Origin of the sequence: Streptomyces novaecaesareae, from assembly GCF_000716875.1 — a bacterium.
Lineage (GTDB): Bacteria > Actinomycetota > Actinomycetes > Streptomycetales > Streptomycetaceae > Kitasatospora > Kitasatospora novaecaesareae.
This window is the reverse complement of record NZ_JNWQ01000067.1, coordinates 1-15,135: the sequence shown is the minus strand read 5'-3', so window position 1 is coordinate 15,135 and position 15,135 is coordinate 1. Positions and strand designations below refer to the sequence as shown.

The window sequence follows — 15,135 nt, the reverse complement described above, 5'->3', positions numbered from 1 at the left end:
CCAACCCGGGCCGGTTCTCCCGGCCCCCGGGGAAGGGCTCGGGGAGTATGCGCTGTGCCGTGCGTCACGGCACGCCGGCACGGAACATGCCCGGCCGACCCGGATCTATTGTCGGACTACACGTCAGTTTCCGTCTGCAGCAAGGAAGTTGAGGAGCCATGCAGGTCTGGCCCGGTACGCCCTACCCGCTCGGCGCCACCTACGACGGGGCCGGCACCAACTTCGCGGTCTTCTCCGAGAGCGCCGACCGCATCGAGCTGTGCCTGATCGACGAGGACGGCTCGGAGACGGCCGTCGAACTGCGCGAGACGGACGCCTTCGTCCGGCACGCCTACCTCCCGGGCATCCAGCCGGGCCAGCGGTACGGCTTCCGCGTGCACGGACCGTACAACCCGGGCCTGGGTCAGCGGCACAACAGCGCCAAGCTGCTCCTGGATCCGTACGCCAAGGCGATGAGCGGGCACATCGACTGGGACGAGTCGGTCTACGGCTACCACTTCGGCGCCCCCGAGCGCCGCAACGACCTCGACTCCGCCCCGCACACCATGCACTCGGTGGTGATCAACCCGTACTTCGACTGGGGCACCGACCGACCGCCGCGCACCGACTACCACCGCACCGTCATCTACGAGGCCCACGTCAAGGGCCTCACCCGGCTGCACCCGGGCATCCCCGAGGAGATCCGCGGAACGTACGCGGGCCTGGCCCACCCGGCGGTGATCGAGCACCTGGCCAAGCTCGGCGTCACCGCGATCGAGCTGATGCCGGTGCACCAGTTCGTCCGCGACCACCGGCTGCGCGACCTCGGCCTGGCCAACTACTGGGGCTACAACACCGTCGGCTTCTTCGCACCGCACTCCTCCTACTCCTCCACCGGCGACCGCGGGCAGCAGGTGCAGGAGTTCAAGTCGATGGTCAAGGCCCTGCACGCGGCCGGCATCGAGGTGATCCTGGACGTCGTCTACAACCACACCGCCGAGGGCAACCACCTCGGCCCGACGCTCTCGCTGCGGGGACTGGACAACGTCTCCTACTACCGCCTCGCCCAGGACCAGCGGTTCTACGAGGACACCACCGGCACCGGCAACAGCCTGCTGATGCGCAGCCCGCACGTGCTCCAGCTGATCATGGACTCACTGCGCTACTGGGTCACCGAGATGCACGTGGACGGCTTCCGCTTCGACCTCGCCGCCACCCTCGCCCGGCAGTTCCACGAGGTGGACCGGCTCTCCTCCTTCTTCGACCTGGTCCAGCAGGACCCGGTGGTCTCCCAGGCCAAGCTCATCGCCGAGCCCTGGGACCTCGGCGAGGGCGGCTACCAGGTCGGCAACTTCCCGCCGCTGTGGACGGAGTGGAACGGCATGTACCGGGACACCGTGCGCGACCTGTGGCGCGGCGAGAACGCCACCCTCGCCGAGTTCGGCTCCCGGCTCACCGGCTCCTCCGACCTCTACCAGGACGACGGCCGCCGCCCGATCGCCTCCATCAACTTCGTCACCTGCCACGACGGCTTCACCCTGCGCGACCTCGTCTCCTACAACGACAAGCACAACCACGCCAACGGCGAGGACAACCGCGACGGCGAGTCCTTCAACCGCTCGTGGAACTGCGGCGTCGAGGGCCCCACCCCCGACCCGGCAGTCGAGGAGCTCAGAGCACGCCAGCAGCGCAACTTCATCGCCACCCTGATGCTCTCCCAGGGCGTGCCGATGCTCTCGCACGGCGACGAACTCGGCCGCACCCAGCGGGGCAACAACAACGCCTACTGCCAGGACAACGAACTCACCTGGGTGCACTGGCCCGAGGGCGACGGGCCGCAGGCGCGGCTGCTGGAGTTCACCCAGGGGATGATCTGGCTGCGCCGCGACCACCCGGTGTTCCGGCGCCGGCGGTTCTTCCACGGACGGCCGGTGTCCGCCTCCGGCGGGTTCGACGACCTCACCGACATCGCCTGGTTCACCCCGACCGGGGAGGAGATGACCAAGCGCAACTGGGGCGCCAGCCACGCCAAGTCGCTGACCGTCTTCCTCAACGGCTACGCCATCTCCGAACCGGACCGGCGCGGCGGGCGGATCGTCGACGACTCCTTCCTGCTGATGTTCAACGCGCACTTCGAGCCGCTGGAGTTCACCGTGCCCGCCGACCACGGGCAGGAGTGGCAGGTCGTGGTGGACACCGCGCGGCCCCGGCTGCCCGCCCCGGGCACGGGGGCACGGGTCAAGGCGGGCGACGCGCTGTGGCTCACCGACCGCTCGCTGATGGTGCTGCAACGGCCGGCGTGACGGTCCTGCAACCGCCGGCGTAGGGACTCACCACGACCGGGATCGACCACCCGTTCGAGTCCGGTCACCCGTTCGGATCAGCAGCGGGTCTTGGCGGCAGGCTCCCCCGGGTACCTATGGAGCTATGACCTCCGCCGCCGAGCCCGCACAGCCCCGCCCGGCCGTCCCCCCTCCCGGCGGCACGCCCACCGCACCGACCGCGAGCTACCGCCTCCAGCTCCAGCCCGGCTTCACCCTCCGCGACGCCACCGCCGCCGTCCCGTACCTGGCCGCCCTCGGCGTCTCCCACCTGCACCTCTCCCCGCTGCTGGAGGCCGTCCCCGGCTCCACCCACGGCTACGACACCGTCGACCACACCCGGATCAGCGAGCAGCTCGGCGGCGAGACGGCGCTGCGGGCCCTCGCGGCCGAAGCACACCGCCACCACCTGCGGCTGATCGCCGACGTGGTGCCCAACCACATGGCCGTGCCCGCCCCCGAGCGGCTCAACCGGCCGCTGTGGCAGGTGCTGCGCGACGGGCCCGACTCCCCGTACGCGCGCTGGTTCGACATCGACTGGAGCGCCCAGCCCGGCCCCGCCGACGCCCCCGACCGCGGCCGGGTGCTGCTGCCGCTGCTCGGCGACCGGCTCGGCGCCGTCCTGGACCAGCTGACCGTGGACGGTGAAGTACTGCGCTACCACCGGCACGAACTGCCGCTGCGCCCCGGCACCGCGGGGCTGCCGCTGCCCGAGCTGCTCGCCCGCCAGTGGTACCGGCTCGCCTGGTGGCGGCTGGCCCGCACCGAACTCAACTACCGGCGCTTCTTCACCGTCAACGAGCTGATCGCGCTGCGGGTCGAGGACCCGGAGGTGTTCGCCGCCACCCACGCCGTACTGCTGCGGCTGCACGCCGACGGCGTCCTGGACGGCTTCCGGATCGACCACCCGGACGGGCTCGCCGACCCCCGCGGCTACCTGCGCCGCCTCGCCGACGCCACCGGCGGCGCCTACACCGTGGTCGAGAAGATCCTCACCGGCGAGGAGCGGCTGCCCGAGGACTGGCCGGTCGCCGGCACCACCGGCTACGACGCGCTGCGCCGCATCGACGGCGTGCTCATCGACCGCGCGGGCGCCGGCCGGCTGGCCGGGGCGTACGAGTCCTTCCTGCACGGCGGCCCGGTCCGGGACCGGTGCGAGGACCCGCACCCGGCGATCGCCGCCGCCCGGCGCGGGCGGGCCGAGATGACCGGACCGGACGGGGAGCTGGCCGCCGAGGTCGAGCGGCTGGTGCGGATCGCGCTGCGGATCGGCGCCGCCGAGCCCGCGCACGCCGACCACGCGCCCGGGCAGCTGCACGCGGCGATCGGGCGGCTACTCACCGGCTATCCGGCCTACCGGCCGTACGCGCGGCCCGGAGAACCCTCGTCGGACGGGCACCTGCGGGCGGCCCTGGACGGCTCCGCCGACCCGACCGACCGCCTGGTGGCCGCGCTGGCGCTCGGCGAGCTCGGGCGCGGGGCGGACCACGACGAGTTCTGCGTGCGCTTCGCCCAGACCGCGGCCGCGGTGGCCGCCAAGGGCGTCGAGGACACCGCCTTCTACCGCTGGAACGCGCTGCCCGGGCTCAACGAGGTCGGCGGCGAGCCCGCCCGGCCGGGGCTGCACCCGGCCGAGTTCCACGCCTGGTGCCGCCGGCAGGAACGCGACTGGCCGCACTCCATGACGGTGCTCTCCACCCACGACACCAAGCGCAGCGCCGACGCCCGCGCCCGGCTCGCCGTCCTCGCCGAACAGCCCGAGGCCTGGGCCGCCGAGGCCGCCGCCTGGTCCACCGCCGCCGGGCCTGCCGCACCCGGGCTCGACCGGGACGCCGACTGGCTGCTCTGGCACACCCTGGTCGCCGCCTGGCCGATCACCCCGGACCGGCTGGTCGCCGCCCTGCTCAAGGCCGTCCGCGAGGCCAAGCTGCACACCTCCTGGACCGCCCCAGCCCCCCGCTACGAGCAGGCCCTGGAGGCCCGGGCCCGCGCCGTCTACGGCAACCCCGGGCTGCTCCCCCGGATCGAGGGCCGGGTGCACGCCCTCGCCCCGTACGCCCGGTCCAACACCCTCGCCGCCGCCCTGCTGCACCTCACCGTGCCGGGCGTGCCGGACCTCTACCAGGGCAGCGAGGAGCCGCTGTACACCCTGGTCGACCCGGACAACCGCGGCACGGTGGACCTCGGCGCGCTCGCGGTACGGCTCACCGACTCGGCCACCGCGCGCCCCGGCGACCTCGCCCGCGAGAAGCTGCACCTGACCGCCACCGCGCTGCACCTGCGCCGCTCCCACCCGCTCGGCCCGTACCGGCCGCTGCCCGCCGTCGACGTCTCCAGCGACCATCTGCTGGCCTTCGCCCGGGGCGACGACGTGGTCACCGCCGTCACCCGGCTGCCGTACGGGCTGGCGCGGGCGGGCGGCTGGCGGAACACCGTGCTGGAGCTGCCGGCGGGCCGCCCGTGGACGGACGAACTGACCCTGCGGAGCTTCCCGGCCGGGTCCGTACCGGTGGCCGAGCTGCTGGCCGGGTACCCGGTGGCGCTGCTGACGAGGAGGGGCTGATGCCGGCCTACGAGGTGTGGGCGCCCAGCGCCGCTTCCCGTGTCTGCGTCGAAGTCGAAGGATCTGAGTACGAGTTGGCGCGCTGCGCCGACCGCGACGGCTGGTGGTCCGGCGAGGCACCGGACGGCGACTACGCCTTCCGGCTCGACGACGGCCCCCCGCTGCCCGACCCGCGCTCGGCGTGGCAGCCGCACGGCCCGGACGGCCCCAGCCGCCGGGTGGACCACGCCGCCTTCCACTGGTCGCACACCGGCTGGCGCGGCCGCGCCCTGCCCGGGGCGGTGCTCTACGAACTGCACATCGGCACCTTCACCACGCGCGGCACCTTCGAGGCGGCCGCCGAACGCCTGGACCACCTGGTCGAGTTGGGCGTCGACTTCGTCGAACTGATGCCGGTCTGCCCGTTCCCCGGCAAGCACGGCTGGGGCTACGACGGGGTCTCGCCCTGGGCCGTCCACGAGCCCTACGGCGGGCCCGAGGGGCTCAAGCGCTTCGTCGACACGGCCCATCACAAGGGCCTCGGGGTGGTGCTGGACGTCGTGCACAACCACCTCGGCCCGTCCGGCAACCACCTTCCCGCGTACGGCCCGTACTTCACCGACCGGCACCACACCCCGTGGGGCTCCGCGGTCAACCTGGACGCACCCGGCTCGGACGAGGTGCGCGCCTACCTGATCGGCAGCGCGCTGGCCTGGCTGCGCGACTACCGGATCGACGGGCTGCGACTGGACGCCGTGCACGCCCTCGCGGACGACCGGGCGGTCCACTTCCTGGAGGAACTCTCCGACGAGGTACGGAAGTTGGCCGTCAGGACGAACCGGCCGCTGTTCCTGGTCGCCGAGTCCGACCTCAACACCCCCCGCACCACCGCCCCCCGCGAGGCCGGCGGCCAGGGCCTCACCGCACAGTGGAGCGACGACTTCCACCACGCCCTGCACTGCGCGCTCGCCGGCGAATCCCAGGGCTACTACGCGGACTTCGCCCGCGAACCGCTCGCCGCCGTCGCCAAGACGCTCACCCGCGGGTACTTCCACGACGGCACCTGGTCGTCCTTCCGCGGCCGCAGCCACGGACGCCCGTTCCCGACCGGCGAAGGCCACCGGCTCCTCGGCTACCTGCAGACCCACGACCAGGTCGGCAACCGGGCGCTCGGCGACCGCATCTCCACCACGCTCCCCGCCGGCCGGCTCGCCTGCGGCGCCGCGCTCGTCCTCACCTCGCCGTTCACCCCGATGCTGTTCATGGGCGAGGAGTGGGGCGCCGCCACCCCCTGGCAGTACTTCACCGACCACACCGACCCGGTCCTCGCCGAGGCCGTCCGCCGCGGCCGACGGCGGGAGTTCGCCGAACACGGCTGGGCCGCCGAGGCCGTCCCCGACCCGCAGGAGCCCGCCACCGTGCTGCGCTCCGTCCTCGACTGGACCGAGCCCCGGCGCTCCCCGCACACCGAACTGCTCGACTGGTACCGGACGTTGATCCGGCTGCGGCGCGACCGGCCGGAACTCGCCGACCCGGACCTCGGTGCGGTGCGGACGGTGCACGACGAGGCGGCGGGCTGGCTGGTGGTGCACCGCGGGCCGTACCGGGTCGCGGTCAACCTCGGGCCCGGAGAGGCCGCGCTGCCGCTGGGGGCCGCCGGGCGGGAGGTGGTCGCGGCCTTCGGGCCGGCGGTGGTGGACGGCGAGGCGGTGCGGGTGGGGGCGGATGCGGTGGCGGTGGTCGCGGTGTAGCTCGGGCGGCTCGGGCGGCTCGGGCGGCTCACCAGAGGAAGGTGGCGATCCGCTCCCGCAGCGCGGGCGCGTCCAGCCCGTACGCGGCCAGGTGCTCCGGGATCGAGCCGTAGTGCCGGTGCTCCTCGCGCGGCACGCCCAGGCCCAGCACCCGGTGCGGGCGGTCGCTCAGCGCCGCGTGCGCCTCGTTCGCCGAGGTGCCCGCCAGGTACGGCTCGACCAGCACCACGTCCGCCCGGTCGCCGGCCGCCGCGCGCAGCCCGGCGGCGTCGAAGGGCCGCACCGTCGCCGCGTACAGCACGGTGACGTCCAGGCCCTCGGTGGCCGCGAGCACCGCGTCCAGCATCGGCCCGACGGCCAGGACCACGCCGCGCGAGCCCGTGCGGACCGTGGTGAAGCGGCCCGGCTCGACGGCCACGGCGGCCTCGTTCTGGTGCGCCGAGAGCCGGACGTACACGTTGCGGTCGCCGTCCGCATAGGCGTGGCGCAGCAGTTGCTCGGCCTCGTCCGGGTGGCCGGGGACGTGGACGGTCCAGTCCGGCAGGGTGTCCAGCAGCGCGACGTCGCCCGGGGACATGTGGGTGCGGCCGCCGGCCGGCCAGTCGTACGAGCCGGCCGCGCTGACCAGGACGGCGCCGACGCCCTGGTGGACCAGGTCCAACTTGACCTGCTCGAAGGGCCGTTCGATCAGGAAGCTGGCGAAGGTGTGGGCGATCGGGCGCATCCCGCTGAGCGCCAGGCCGCCGGCCGCGCCGATCAGCAGCTGTTCGCGGATGCCGACGTTGACCACCCGGTCGGGATGGCGCTCCTGGGCCGGGGTGAAGGCGGCTGCGGTGATGTCGGCGAGCACCACGGCCAGGCGGGGGTCCTCGTCCAGCAGGCGGGTGGTGACGTCGACGAAGCGGTCGCGCATGGTGTCCATCGGTGGGGTTCCTCTCGGGGCTTTCAGGCCTTGCGGGGCTTGCGGGGCTCTCAGGGCTTTCGGGTCGGCGTGCTCGTCCGGGTGCGCCGGGGCGGCTGGGCGCTCAGTGGTTCTCCTTGGGCTCCACCCGGGCGACCACCACGTGCGGGCGGCCCGGGTGCTCGGCGGTGAAGGCGCGGTGCAGCGCCTCGTGGTCGCGGCCGTCGACCGTCGCGGTCGACCAGCCCTCGGCCTCGAACCTGGCCGCGATCCCGCCCTGCCAGCCGTGTGTGGCCGAGGAGTTGTCGATCACCACCACGTGCAGCCGGTCCAGCCCGTACGCCCCGGCGAAGGCCACCGCCTCGGCGTTGGAGCCCTCGTCGAACTCGGCGTCGCCGACCAGCACCCACACCGCCGGGTCGGTCAGGCCCTGCGCCCGCAGGCCGAGCGCCGTGCCGACGGCCAGCGGCAGGCCGTGCCCGAGCGAGCCGGAGGCGATCTCCACGCCCGGGATCAGCAGGCGGTCCGGGTGGTGGCCGAGCGGCGAGTCGTAGCCGCCGAAGCTCGGCAGCACCTCGGGGTCGATGAAACCCTTCGCCGCGAGCACCGCGTAGTAGGCCATCGGACCGTGGCCCTTGGAGAGCAGGAAGCGGTCCCGGTCCTGGGCCTCGGCGTCGGCCGGGGTGACCCGCAGCACCCGGTCGTACAGCACCCAGAGGGCGTCCAGGGTGGAGGTGGCGGCGGGGCCGTGCTTCTCGTCGCCGGTCATCAGGCCCATCAGGGCCGGCAGGTCCTCGAAGCGGCTCTCGGTAGGGGTTTCGGCGCTCGCGTTCGTCGTCATGACCACGATGGTGCAACTTAAAGCCAGCTTGAGGTCAAGCGGTTACAGTGGGTTCCCATGACCGCCCATCCCGACGGCCGCCGCACCTCCGGCCCGCACCACGCCGACCTGCTCACCATCGGCCAACTCGCCGACCGCAGCGGCCTCGCCGCGTCCGCCCTGCGCTACTACGAGAGCCTCGGCCTGATCCACGCCACCCGCACCTCCGGCGGCCAACGCCGCTACACCCGCGGCACGCTGCGCCGGATCGCCTTCATCCGCGCCGCCCAGCGGGTCGGACTCTCCCTCGACGAGGCCCGGGTCGCCCTCGACCGCCTCCCCGAGCGCCCCGCCCCCAGCGGCACCGAGTGGGACCGGGTCGCCGAATCCTGGCAGAGCCGGATCGACGAGCAGATCGCCGAGCTCGAACTGCTGAAGCGCAAGCTGTCCGGCTGCATCGGCTGCGGCTGCCTCTCGCTGTCCCGCTGCGCCCTCTACAACGCCGGCGACCGCGCCGCAGAGGCCGGCCCCGGCGCCCGCTACCTGCTCACCCGCGACCCGGCGACCGGTCCGGAGCCGGTCTCCACGACCGCCGACGCCTGCGGCAGCCGCCTCGACGGACGGTGAAAACCCTTTGCCGACACGCTCTTCGCCGCCTACCGTGCGCCCATGCTGCCTGTGGTGGAGACGGACGAGCAGTGGGACGCGGTCGTCCCCGACGAGTCGGTGATGCGCCCCGGCGCCGAGGCACTCTGCGCCCGGCTCGGCGTCGGCGGCCTGCCCCTGGAACGCTTCGCGGAGGGCTCCGTCCCGGTCTGACCTCGTCGCCGTCGGCCTCTTCACCACCCGCGGCGACCGGCAGCTGCTCGGCCGGCTTCTGGCCGCGTACGGCCGCCCCTTCGACCCCCGCCTGCTGATGGCGTACACGCTGCTGCACGTGTACAGCAATCTGCCGTGGTACCTACGGGAGTTGAAGCCGGCGGCCCGGACGCTGGAGGCCCTCGCCGAGGAGTGGTTCGGGGCGGATTAGGGCCTGGGGTCCGTCCGCAGCAGGCTGTACACGACGTTGTCGCGCCACTCGCCGTCCCGGAAGACGGCGCCGCGTCGCACGCCCTCGCGGAGGAAGCCGACCTTCTCCAGGGCGCGCTGCTCGGCGCGGTTGGTGACCTCGGTGTCCGCCTCCAGCCGCATCGCCGTCGTGTGCGCGAACAGGTAGGCCACCAGCAGGCGTTGGGCCTCGGTGCCGATGCCGCGGCCGCACAGCTCCATGCGGAGCTGGATGCCGATGTTCCAGTACCACGCGTTGGGCCCGGCGTTCACCCGACGCCAGCTGACGAAGCCCGCGAACTCCCCCTCGGCCCGGACCGCCAGCGCCGACTGCTCCTCGGAGAGCAGGCCGTTCTCGGCCCAGATACGGCGGAACCTGCCGGGGTTGCGCCAGCCGAACCACTGGAACGGGCCCAGCTGTTCGGGGCCGGCGACCAGCGCGTCCAACTGCGGGAGGTCGGTCTCGGTGATCGGGCTGAGGGCGATCGGTTCATCGGTCACACCAACCCCAACGACCGCTCCCTGCACGCCGGTTCCTGCTCGCTGGTTCCTGCTCGCTGGTTCCTCAGACCGATGAGCGGGCGATCCGGAAGCCCACGTCGTCGATCCGCAGCGTCGGATGGCTGCGGCGGCGGACGGAGGCGCGGCAGCTCCAGTGCTCGTCGAACCAGCCGCCGCCGCGCAGGACGCGATAACTCCCGTACACCTCCGCGTCGTAGACGTCCCAGCACCACTCCCACACGTTGCCGAGGAGGTCGTGAAGGCCATAGGCGTTCGGCCGCAGTTCGCCCACCGGGTGCGGACGTTCGCCCGAGTTGCCGCGGTGCCAGGCGATCTCGTCCAGCGGGCCGTAGCGCGGGCCGTCCGTACCGGCGCGGCAGGCGTGCTCCCACTCGGCCTCGGTGGGCAGCCGGTAGCCGTCGGCGGTTGAGTCCCAAGCGATGTCTTCACCGTCCACCCCGTACGCGGGTGTGCGGCCTTCCCGCCGGGAGAGCTCGTTGCAGAAGCGGACGGCGTCGTGCCAGGAGACGCTGTGCGCCGGGCGGCGGTCGCCGGTCGCGCCCTCGTACTGCTCACGGGTGACCGGACAGGCCGACAGCTCGAACGATGCGACATCCACCGCCCAACTGCGCTGCGTGCGGCGGTCGGAGAGCGTGACGCGGCCTGCCGGAACGGTGATCATCCAGCGATCCTACGGCCGACCGCCGCGCAGCAGGTCGACCGCGCCGCGCTCGGCCAGCTCCTCCGCGTGCGCGGGCAGCGGGGTGCCCGCGCGCAGGTGGCGCCGGACGACGGCGAGCGGGAGGCCGACCACGGCGAGGTTGACCCGGTCGAGGTCCAGCGGTGTCGAGGTGCCGAGCCGCGCGGCGAGCCCGGCCAGCGCCTCCCGCACCTGCTCTGCGGCCTGCCGTTCGCGCTGCTGCTGCTCCGGCGGCCACTCGGCCCGGCCGAAGGCCTCCGCACCGTGCAGCAGGACGACGGCCAGGTCGCGGTGGGCCCGGCTCCAGGCGACGACCTGCCGGGCCGCCGCCCCGGCGGCCCGGTGCGGTTCGGCGTGCTCCGCGAAGACCGGCAGGTAGGTGGCGTGGAAGTCGCCCAGCGTCCGCAGCCACAACTCGGCCAGCAGAGCTGCGCGTTGGGGGAACCGGTGGTAGACGGAACCGTTCGGCGCACCGCTCTCGCGGGCCACGGCGGACATCGTGACGGCGGCCGGTCCACCGGCGACGGCGAGGCGGACGGCGGCGTCGAGGAGGGTGACTTCGTCATGGCGGGGTGGTCTGGGCATGCAGTGGAGAGTACTCTCCACATCAATTGGAGAGAGTCATCCAAAACCAGGGGGAGGCCACGGCATGGCCGTGCTCAACATCCACGAACGCAGCATCCCGGCACCGGCGGAGGCCGTCGGCGCGCTCATCGACGGCCTGGCCGGCGCAGACGACCGGCTCTGGCCCGCGCCCGACTGGCCCCGGATGCGCTTCGACGGCCCGCTCGCGGCCGGCGCCTCCGGCGGGCACGGGCCGGTCCGCTACCAGGTCGTCAACTACCTGCCGGGCCGGTGGGTGCGGTTCCGGTTCAGCGCGCCGCGCGGGTTCGACGGGTTCCACGAGTTCACCGTCGAGCCCGCGGACGGCGGTTCACTGCTGCGCCACACCATCGCCATGCGGCTGCACGGCCCGGCACGGCTCACCTGGCCCCTCGCCTTCCGCCGACTGCACGACGCCCTGCTCGAAGAAGCCCTCGACCGGGCCGTACGGGCGTGCGGGGGCGCGGTCGCCATCCCCGCCCGGCGAAGCCCCTACGTCCGTCTCCTGCGCCGGCTGGTCCACCGCTGACCGGAAGTTGCCGGAGAGCCGACATGAAGGTGCCTGGAGGGGGCGGAGATTGTCCGCGGGAACAGTAGGAACAGTGGGACCAGGGAGCGCCGTCCAGGAGGCCGGCACGCGCCCGGAGGATCCCTTCGAGCAGTGGCGGGAGGCGATCAGGCGGACGCGGGAATGCGAGGCGACCAGCCCCCACGCCGACGACTTCTCGGCGGAGTTGCGGCGTTCGGAGCTGGGGCCGGTGACCTTGCTGGGGACCTCGTTCCCGTCGGTCCGGTGCCGGCGGACCGAACGCATGGCGCGGCAGTCCGGCGCGCAGCTCTACCACGTCACGCTGCTGACGTCCGGCATGCAGGCGCTAAGCCGCGGCGCCGACCAGAGGGAGACGTTCGGACCGGGGGACCTGTCGTTCATCGACAGCGCGCATCCGTACGACGCGCGCCTCTTCGGCGCCCCCGACGCAGGCGGACCGGGCGCCCGGGTCGAAGGCGTGGGCATCGACCTGCCCGCAGAGCTCCTGCCCCTGCCCGCGCACCAGTTGCGCGACCTGCTCGGCCGCAGGCTCAGCGGACGGACCGGCACCGGCGCGCTCCTCGCGGAGTTCCTCGTCAGCCTGGACCGGCGAGCCGCCGACCTGCAGCCGGCCGAGGCCTCCCGCCTCGGAGCGGTCCTGGTCGACCTGGTGGCCGCCTGGCTCGCCCGGGAACTCGACGCCGGGTCCGCGCCGACGCGGGACGTCCGGCAGCGGACCATGGTCGAGGACGTACGGGCGTTCATCCGGCACAACCTGCACGACCCCGACCTGACCCCGTCCGCGGTGGCCGCCGCCCACCACATCTCCGTCAGCTACCTGCACCGCCTGTTCACCCAGCAGTCGCAGGGCGAGACCGTCGCCGCCTGGATCCGCGGCCAACGGCTGCGCAAGGCCCACCGCGACCTGGCCGACCCCGTGCTGCACACCGTGCCGATCCACGCCATCGCGGCCCACTGCGGGATCCCACGCGCCTCCGACTTCGGCCGCGCCTTCCGAGCCGCGTACGGCCTGACCCCTCGCGAACACCGGCACCGGGCCCTGCACGAGCGCGCGGAGGAGTAGCGGAGTGGAGGGAGTGGAGGAGTCGACGCAGAGCGGCGAGCTGTCGACGCAGCGCCGATCCCCCCGTCGAACTCCCGACCTACGGTGAGTACCGCACGGAGGGCACCCCGGCGAGGGAGCCGGGGAACGCCTTCCGGGCCGCACGTCGGCGATGGCTTCGAGCGCCCGGAGAGGGGGACCGTGATCGGCCGCTCGGCCCCGGCTGGCGACACCGGTTGGTCCTGAGAGCAGTACGGGCGTCCGCCCCACCGTGACGCCGCCGTCAGGACCCGAGAAGCACAGCAGCGAAGTACCCGCGGCCTCCAGCGCATCACCGCCACGGTCGCCCGCGAAGTACCGCGGCCTCCCGGCGAATTGCCACCGCTGGCCCCGCGAAGCGCGCCCCGCAACGCGCCCCGCCGCCTGCGGGCGCGCGGCCCCGACGCGGATCGACCCTCTTCATCCGCGTGGCCGCCACGTCCATCCACTCGCTCCGATTCGGAGGAAACCCATCCATGTCCCGTACGTCCCGACTCGCCATACGCTCCGTGGCCGTGCTCGCCGCCCTCGGCATCGGCGCCACCGGACTCGGCGCGGCGAGCGCCGCCCAGGCCGCCACCCCAGGGTTCGCACTCACGACGACGTCGGCCACGACGACGACCCCGACGTCGGGCCACAGCACCCCCTTCACCCCGAGCGTCGCGAACCCGACCACCGCGACCGCCGAGGAGCTCGCGGCGGCGGCCGCGAAGGGCAAGAACGGTGCCCAACCCCAGGCGCAGGCACGGGAGTTCGCCGCGGCATCCGCAACCGGCGGCAGGATCAGCCGCAACGACATCCTCGCGCGCGCCCACTCCTGGGTGAACGAGCACGTCCCGTACAGCCAGTACGACTACTGGTCCGACGCCAACGGCACGTACCGCCAGGACTGCTCCGGATTCGTCTCGATGGCCTGGCACCTTGCGTCCTCCGGCCCGAGCTACGGCGAGACCACCGAGACACTTCCCAACTTCGCCACCAAGCTCGGCAGTTACGACGACCTGAAGCCCGGCGACATGCTCGACAACATCACCAGCCATGTCGTGCTGTTCGTCAGCTGGACCGACAGCAGCCACACGGTGGCCAACATCATGGAGGAAGCACACAAGGGCACCACCGCCCGCAACTCCACGTACACCCGCAGCTCCCTCAGCGACGGCGGCTACCGGGCGTACCGCTACGTGCTGGGCTCGAACCGGTTCGGTGCGCCCAACGACGTTCCGCTGATGGGCCATTGGAACGCCGGATCCTTCGACACCGTCGGCATCTACCGGCCCACCACCGCCGAGTTCGCCCTCAGCACCGACAACAGCACCGTCTGGGTCAACACCAGGTTCGGCAACCCCGGCGACATCCCCCTCGTCGGCGACTGGGACGGCCGCGGCTACACCACCATCGGCGTCTACCGCCCCAGCGACACCACCTTCTACCTCAGCAACGACAACGCCACCGTCACATACGCCATCAGGATGGGCAACCCCGGCGACATCCCCATCGTCGGCAACTGGAGCGGCACCGGCAAGACCACCATCGGCGTCTACCGCCCCACCGACACCACCTTCTACCTCAGCAACACCAACACCGCAGCCAACGTCGACCACACCATCAAGTTCGGCAACCCCGGCGACATCCCCATCAAGGGCGACTGGCGACACCCCCCTCACCGGCAACTGGGGCTGACCACAGCCCGACCCGATCCGAGGCGCGTGACCGGCCGGCCCGAACACGCGCCTCGGCTCCGCCTGCCCACCGACCACCATGACGGACCGACGACCATGACCGAAGGATTCACGATGAGCCCCGCCCCTCGGACCACCCGCGCCAGGACCGGCGCCGCCCTCGGCGCGCTCTGCCTGTCCATCGCGGCGACCGCCCTCACCGCCGGACCGGCGCACGCCGCCTCGATCGCCACCTGGGACAAGGTGGCCCAGTGCGAGAGCGGCGGCGACTGGAGCATCAACACCGGAAACGGCTTCTACGGCGGCCTGCAGTTCACGCTGAGCACCTGGAAGGCCTACGGCGGCACGCAGTACCAGCCGTTCCCGCACCAGGCGACCAAAGAGCAGCAGATCCTGATAGGCGAGAAGGTGCTCGCCGGCCAGGGCCAGCGCGCCTGGCCGGTCTGCGGCCCCCGGGCCGGCCTCGGCTCCGACCACACCGTCCCCTACCGCCCGACCACCGGTGTCGGGGTGTACCGGCCGGGTGACCAGACCTTCTACGAGGCCAACAGCTCCGGTGGAGTGCTGGGCTCGAACCGGTTCGGTGCGCCCAACGACGTTCCGCTGATGGGCCATTGGAACGCCGGATCCTTCGACACCGTCGGCATCTACCGGCCCACC

At 73.0% G+C, this 15,135-nt stretch carries 13 protein-coding genes; 8 read left to right on the top strand and 5 right to left on the bottom strand.

Annotation, left to right across the window (positions count from 1 at the left end; all coding sequences use genetic code 11):
• Window positions 1–158 precede the first annotated feature (158 nt).
• From glgX to treZ, 3 genes are all read left to right on the top strand, one after another.
• A complete protein-coding gene (gene glgX / locus OP86_RS23590) occupies window positions 159–2,282 on the top strand; it encodes a glycogen debranching protein GlgX (protein WP_030060354.1) in 2,124 nt (707 codons plus the stop codon).
• Between the two features lie 124 nt (window positions 2,283–2,406).
• On the top strand, window positions 2,407–4,863 hold the full coding sequence (treY, locus tag OP86_RS23585) for a malto-oligosyltrehalose synthase (RefSeq protein ID WP_030260514.1): 2,457 nt from the start codon (window positions 2,407–2,409) through the stop codon (window positions 4,861–4,863).
• Window positions 4,863–6,593, top strand: a complete 1,731-nt coding sequence (gene treZ / locus OP86_RS23580) for a malto-oligosyltrehalose trehalohydrolase (protein ID WP_030260513.1) — start codon at window positions 4,863–4,865, stop codon at window positions 6,591–6,593. The genes treY and treZ overlap by 1 nt, the downstream gene beginning before the upstream one ends.
• Before the next feature lie 28 nt (window positions 6,594–6,621).
• Here the strand turns inward: treZ and OP86_RS23575 are convergent, their stop codons facing one another.
• Both OP86_RS23575 and OP86_RS23570 read right to left on the bottom strand, forming a co-directional pair.
• Window positions 6,622–7,515 carry a transketolase family protein gene (locus OP86_RS23575; RefSeq protein ID WP_030260510.1) on the bottom strand — a complete coding sequence of 298 codons (894 nt, stop codon included), beginning with the start codon at window positions 7,513–7,515 and terminating at the stop codon, window positions 6,622–6,624.
• Window positions 7,516–7,618: 103 nt separating this feature from the next.
• Window positions 7,619–8,335 carry a thiamine pyrophosphate-dependent enzyme gene (locus OP86_RS23570; RefSeq protein ID WP_030060345.1) on the bottom strand — a complete coding sequence of 239 codons (717 nt, stop codon included), beginning with the start codon at window positions 8,333–8,335 and terminating at the stop codon, window positions 7,619–7,621.
• Between the two features lie 57 nt (window positions 8,336–8,392).
• Here OP86_RS23570 and soxR point away from each other — a divergent pair, with 57 nt between their 5' ends.
• Window positions 8,393–8,941 (top strand): redox-sensitive transcriptional activator SoxR, encoded by a 549-nt coding sequence (gene soxR, locus OP86_RS23565; RefSeq protein ID WP_051830469.1) that lies wholly within the window; start codon window positions 8,393–8,395, stop codon window positions 8,939–8,941.
• A 42-nt stretch (window positions 8,942–8,983) separates the two neighbouring features.
• Complete coding sequence (locus OP86_RS38300) at window positions 8,984–9,133, top strand: hypothetical protein (protein WP_234435098.1); 150 nt, start codon at window positions 8,984–8,986, stop codon at window positions 9,131–9,133.
• Between the two features lie 207 nt (window positions 9,134–9,340).
• On the opposite strand, the gene OP86_RS23560 is transcribed toward OP86_RS38300, so the two are convergent.
• From OP86_RS23560 to OP86_RS23550, 3 genes are all read right to left on the bottom strand, one after another.
• On the bottom strand, window positions 9,341–9,862 hold the full coding sequence (locus OP86_RS23560; RefSeq protein ID WP_030061607.1) for a GNAT family N-acetyltransferase: 522 nt from the start codon (window positions 9,860–9,862) through the stop codon (window positions 9,341–9,343).
• A 64-nt stretch (window positions 9,863–9,926) separates the two neighbouring features.
• A complete protein-coding gene (locus OP86_RS23555; RefSeq protein ID WP_030061608.1) occupies window positions 9,927–10,544 on the bottom strand; it encodes a formylglycine-generating enzyme family protein in 618 nt (205 codons plus the stop codon).
• A 9-nt stretch (window positions 10,545–10,553) separates the two neighbouring features.
• The gene (locus OP86_RS23550) at window positions 10,554–11,147 is read right to left on the bottom strand and encodes a TetR/AcrR family transcriptional regulator (protein WP_030061609.1); all 594 of its coding nucleotides are present in this window, start codon (window positions 11,145–11,147) and stop codon (window positions 10,554–10,556) included.
• Window positions 11,148–11,211: 64 nt separating this feature from the next.
• Here OP86_RS23550 and OP86_RS23545 point away from each other — a divergent pair, with 64 nt between their 5' ends.
• From OP86_RS23545 to OP86_RS39250, 3 genes are all read left to right on the top strand, one after another.
• Window positions 11,212–11,694 carry an SRPBCC family protein gene (locus tag OP86_RS23545; protein ID WP_030061610.1) on the top strand — a complete coding sequence of 161 codons (483 nt, stop codon included), beginning with the start codon at window positions 11,212–11,214 and terminating at the stop codon, window positions 11,692–11,694.
• Window positions 11,695–11,767: 73 nt separating this feature from the next.
• The gene (locus OP86_RS23540) at window positions 11,768–12,778 is read left to right on the top strand and encodes a helix-turn-helix domain-containing protein (protein ID WP_030061611.1); all 1,011 of its coding nucleotides are present in this window, start codon (window positions 11,768–11,770) and stop codon (window positions 12,776–12,778) included.
• A 494-nt stretch (window positions 12,779–13,272) separates the two neighbouring features.
• The coding region (locus tag OP86_RS39250; RefSeq protein WP_425337765.1) for a transglycosylase family protein at window positions 13,273–15,135 on the top strand (1,863 nt) is incomplete at its 3' end.

What these genes read in the sequence shown, in the direction of transcription:
- glgX (WP_030060354.1), top strand. Translation starts at nt 159, where the DNA reads ATGCAGGTCTGGCCCGGTACGCCCTACCCGCTCGGCGCCACCTACGAC.
- OP86_RS23575 (WP_030260510.1), bottom strand. Translation starts at nt 7,515, where the DNA reads ATGGACACCATGCGCGACCGCTTCGTCGACGTCACCACCCGCCTGCTG.
- treY (WP_030260514.1), top strand. Translation starts at nt 2,407, where the DNA reads ATGACCTCCGCCGCCGAGCCCGCACAGCCCCGCCCGGCCGTCCCCCCT.
- OP86_RS23570 (WP_030060345.1), bottom strand. Translation starts at nt 8,335, where the DNA reads ATGACGACGAACGCGAGCGCCGAAACCCCTACCGAGAGCCGCTTCGAG.
- soxR (WP_051830469.1), top strand. Translation starts at nt 8,393, where the DNA reads ATGACCGCCCATCCCGACGGCCGCCGCACCTCCGGCCCGCACCACGCC.
- OP86_RS38300 (WP_234435098.1), top strand. Translation starts at nt 8,984, where the DNA reads ATGCTGCCTGTGGTGGAGACGGACGAGCAGTGGGACGCGGTCGTCCCC.
- treZ (WP_030260513.1), top strand. Translation starts at nt 4,863, where the DNA reads ATGCCGGCCTACGAGGTGTGGGCGCCCAGCGCCGCTTCCCGTGTCTGC.
- OP86_RS23545 (WP_030061610.1), top strand. Translation starts at nt 11,212, where the DNA reads ATGGCCGTGCTCAACATCCACGAACGCAGCATCCCGGCACCGGCGGAG.
- OP86_RS23550 (WP_030061609.1), bottom strand. Translation starts at nt 11,147, where the DNA reads ATGCCCAGACCACCCCGCCATGACGAAGTCACCCTCCTCGACGCCGCC.
- OP86_RS23555 (WP_030061608.1), bottom strand. Translation starts at nt 10,544, where the DNA reads ATGATCACCGTTCCGGCAGGCCGCGTCACGCTCTCCGACCGCCGCACG.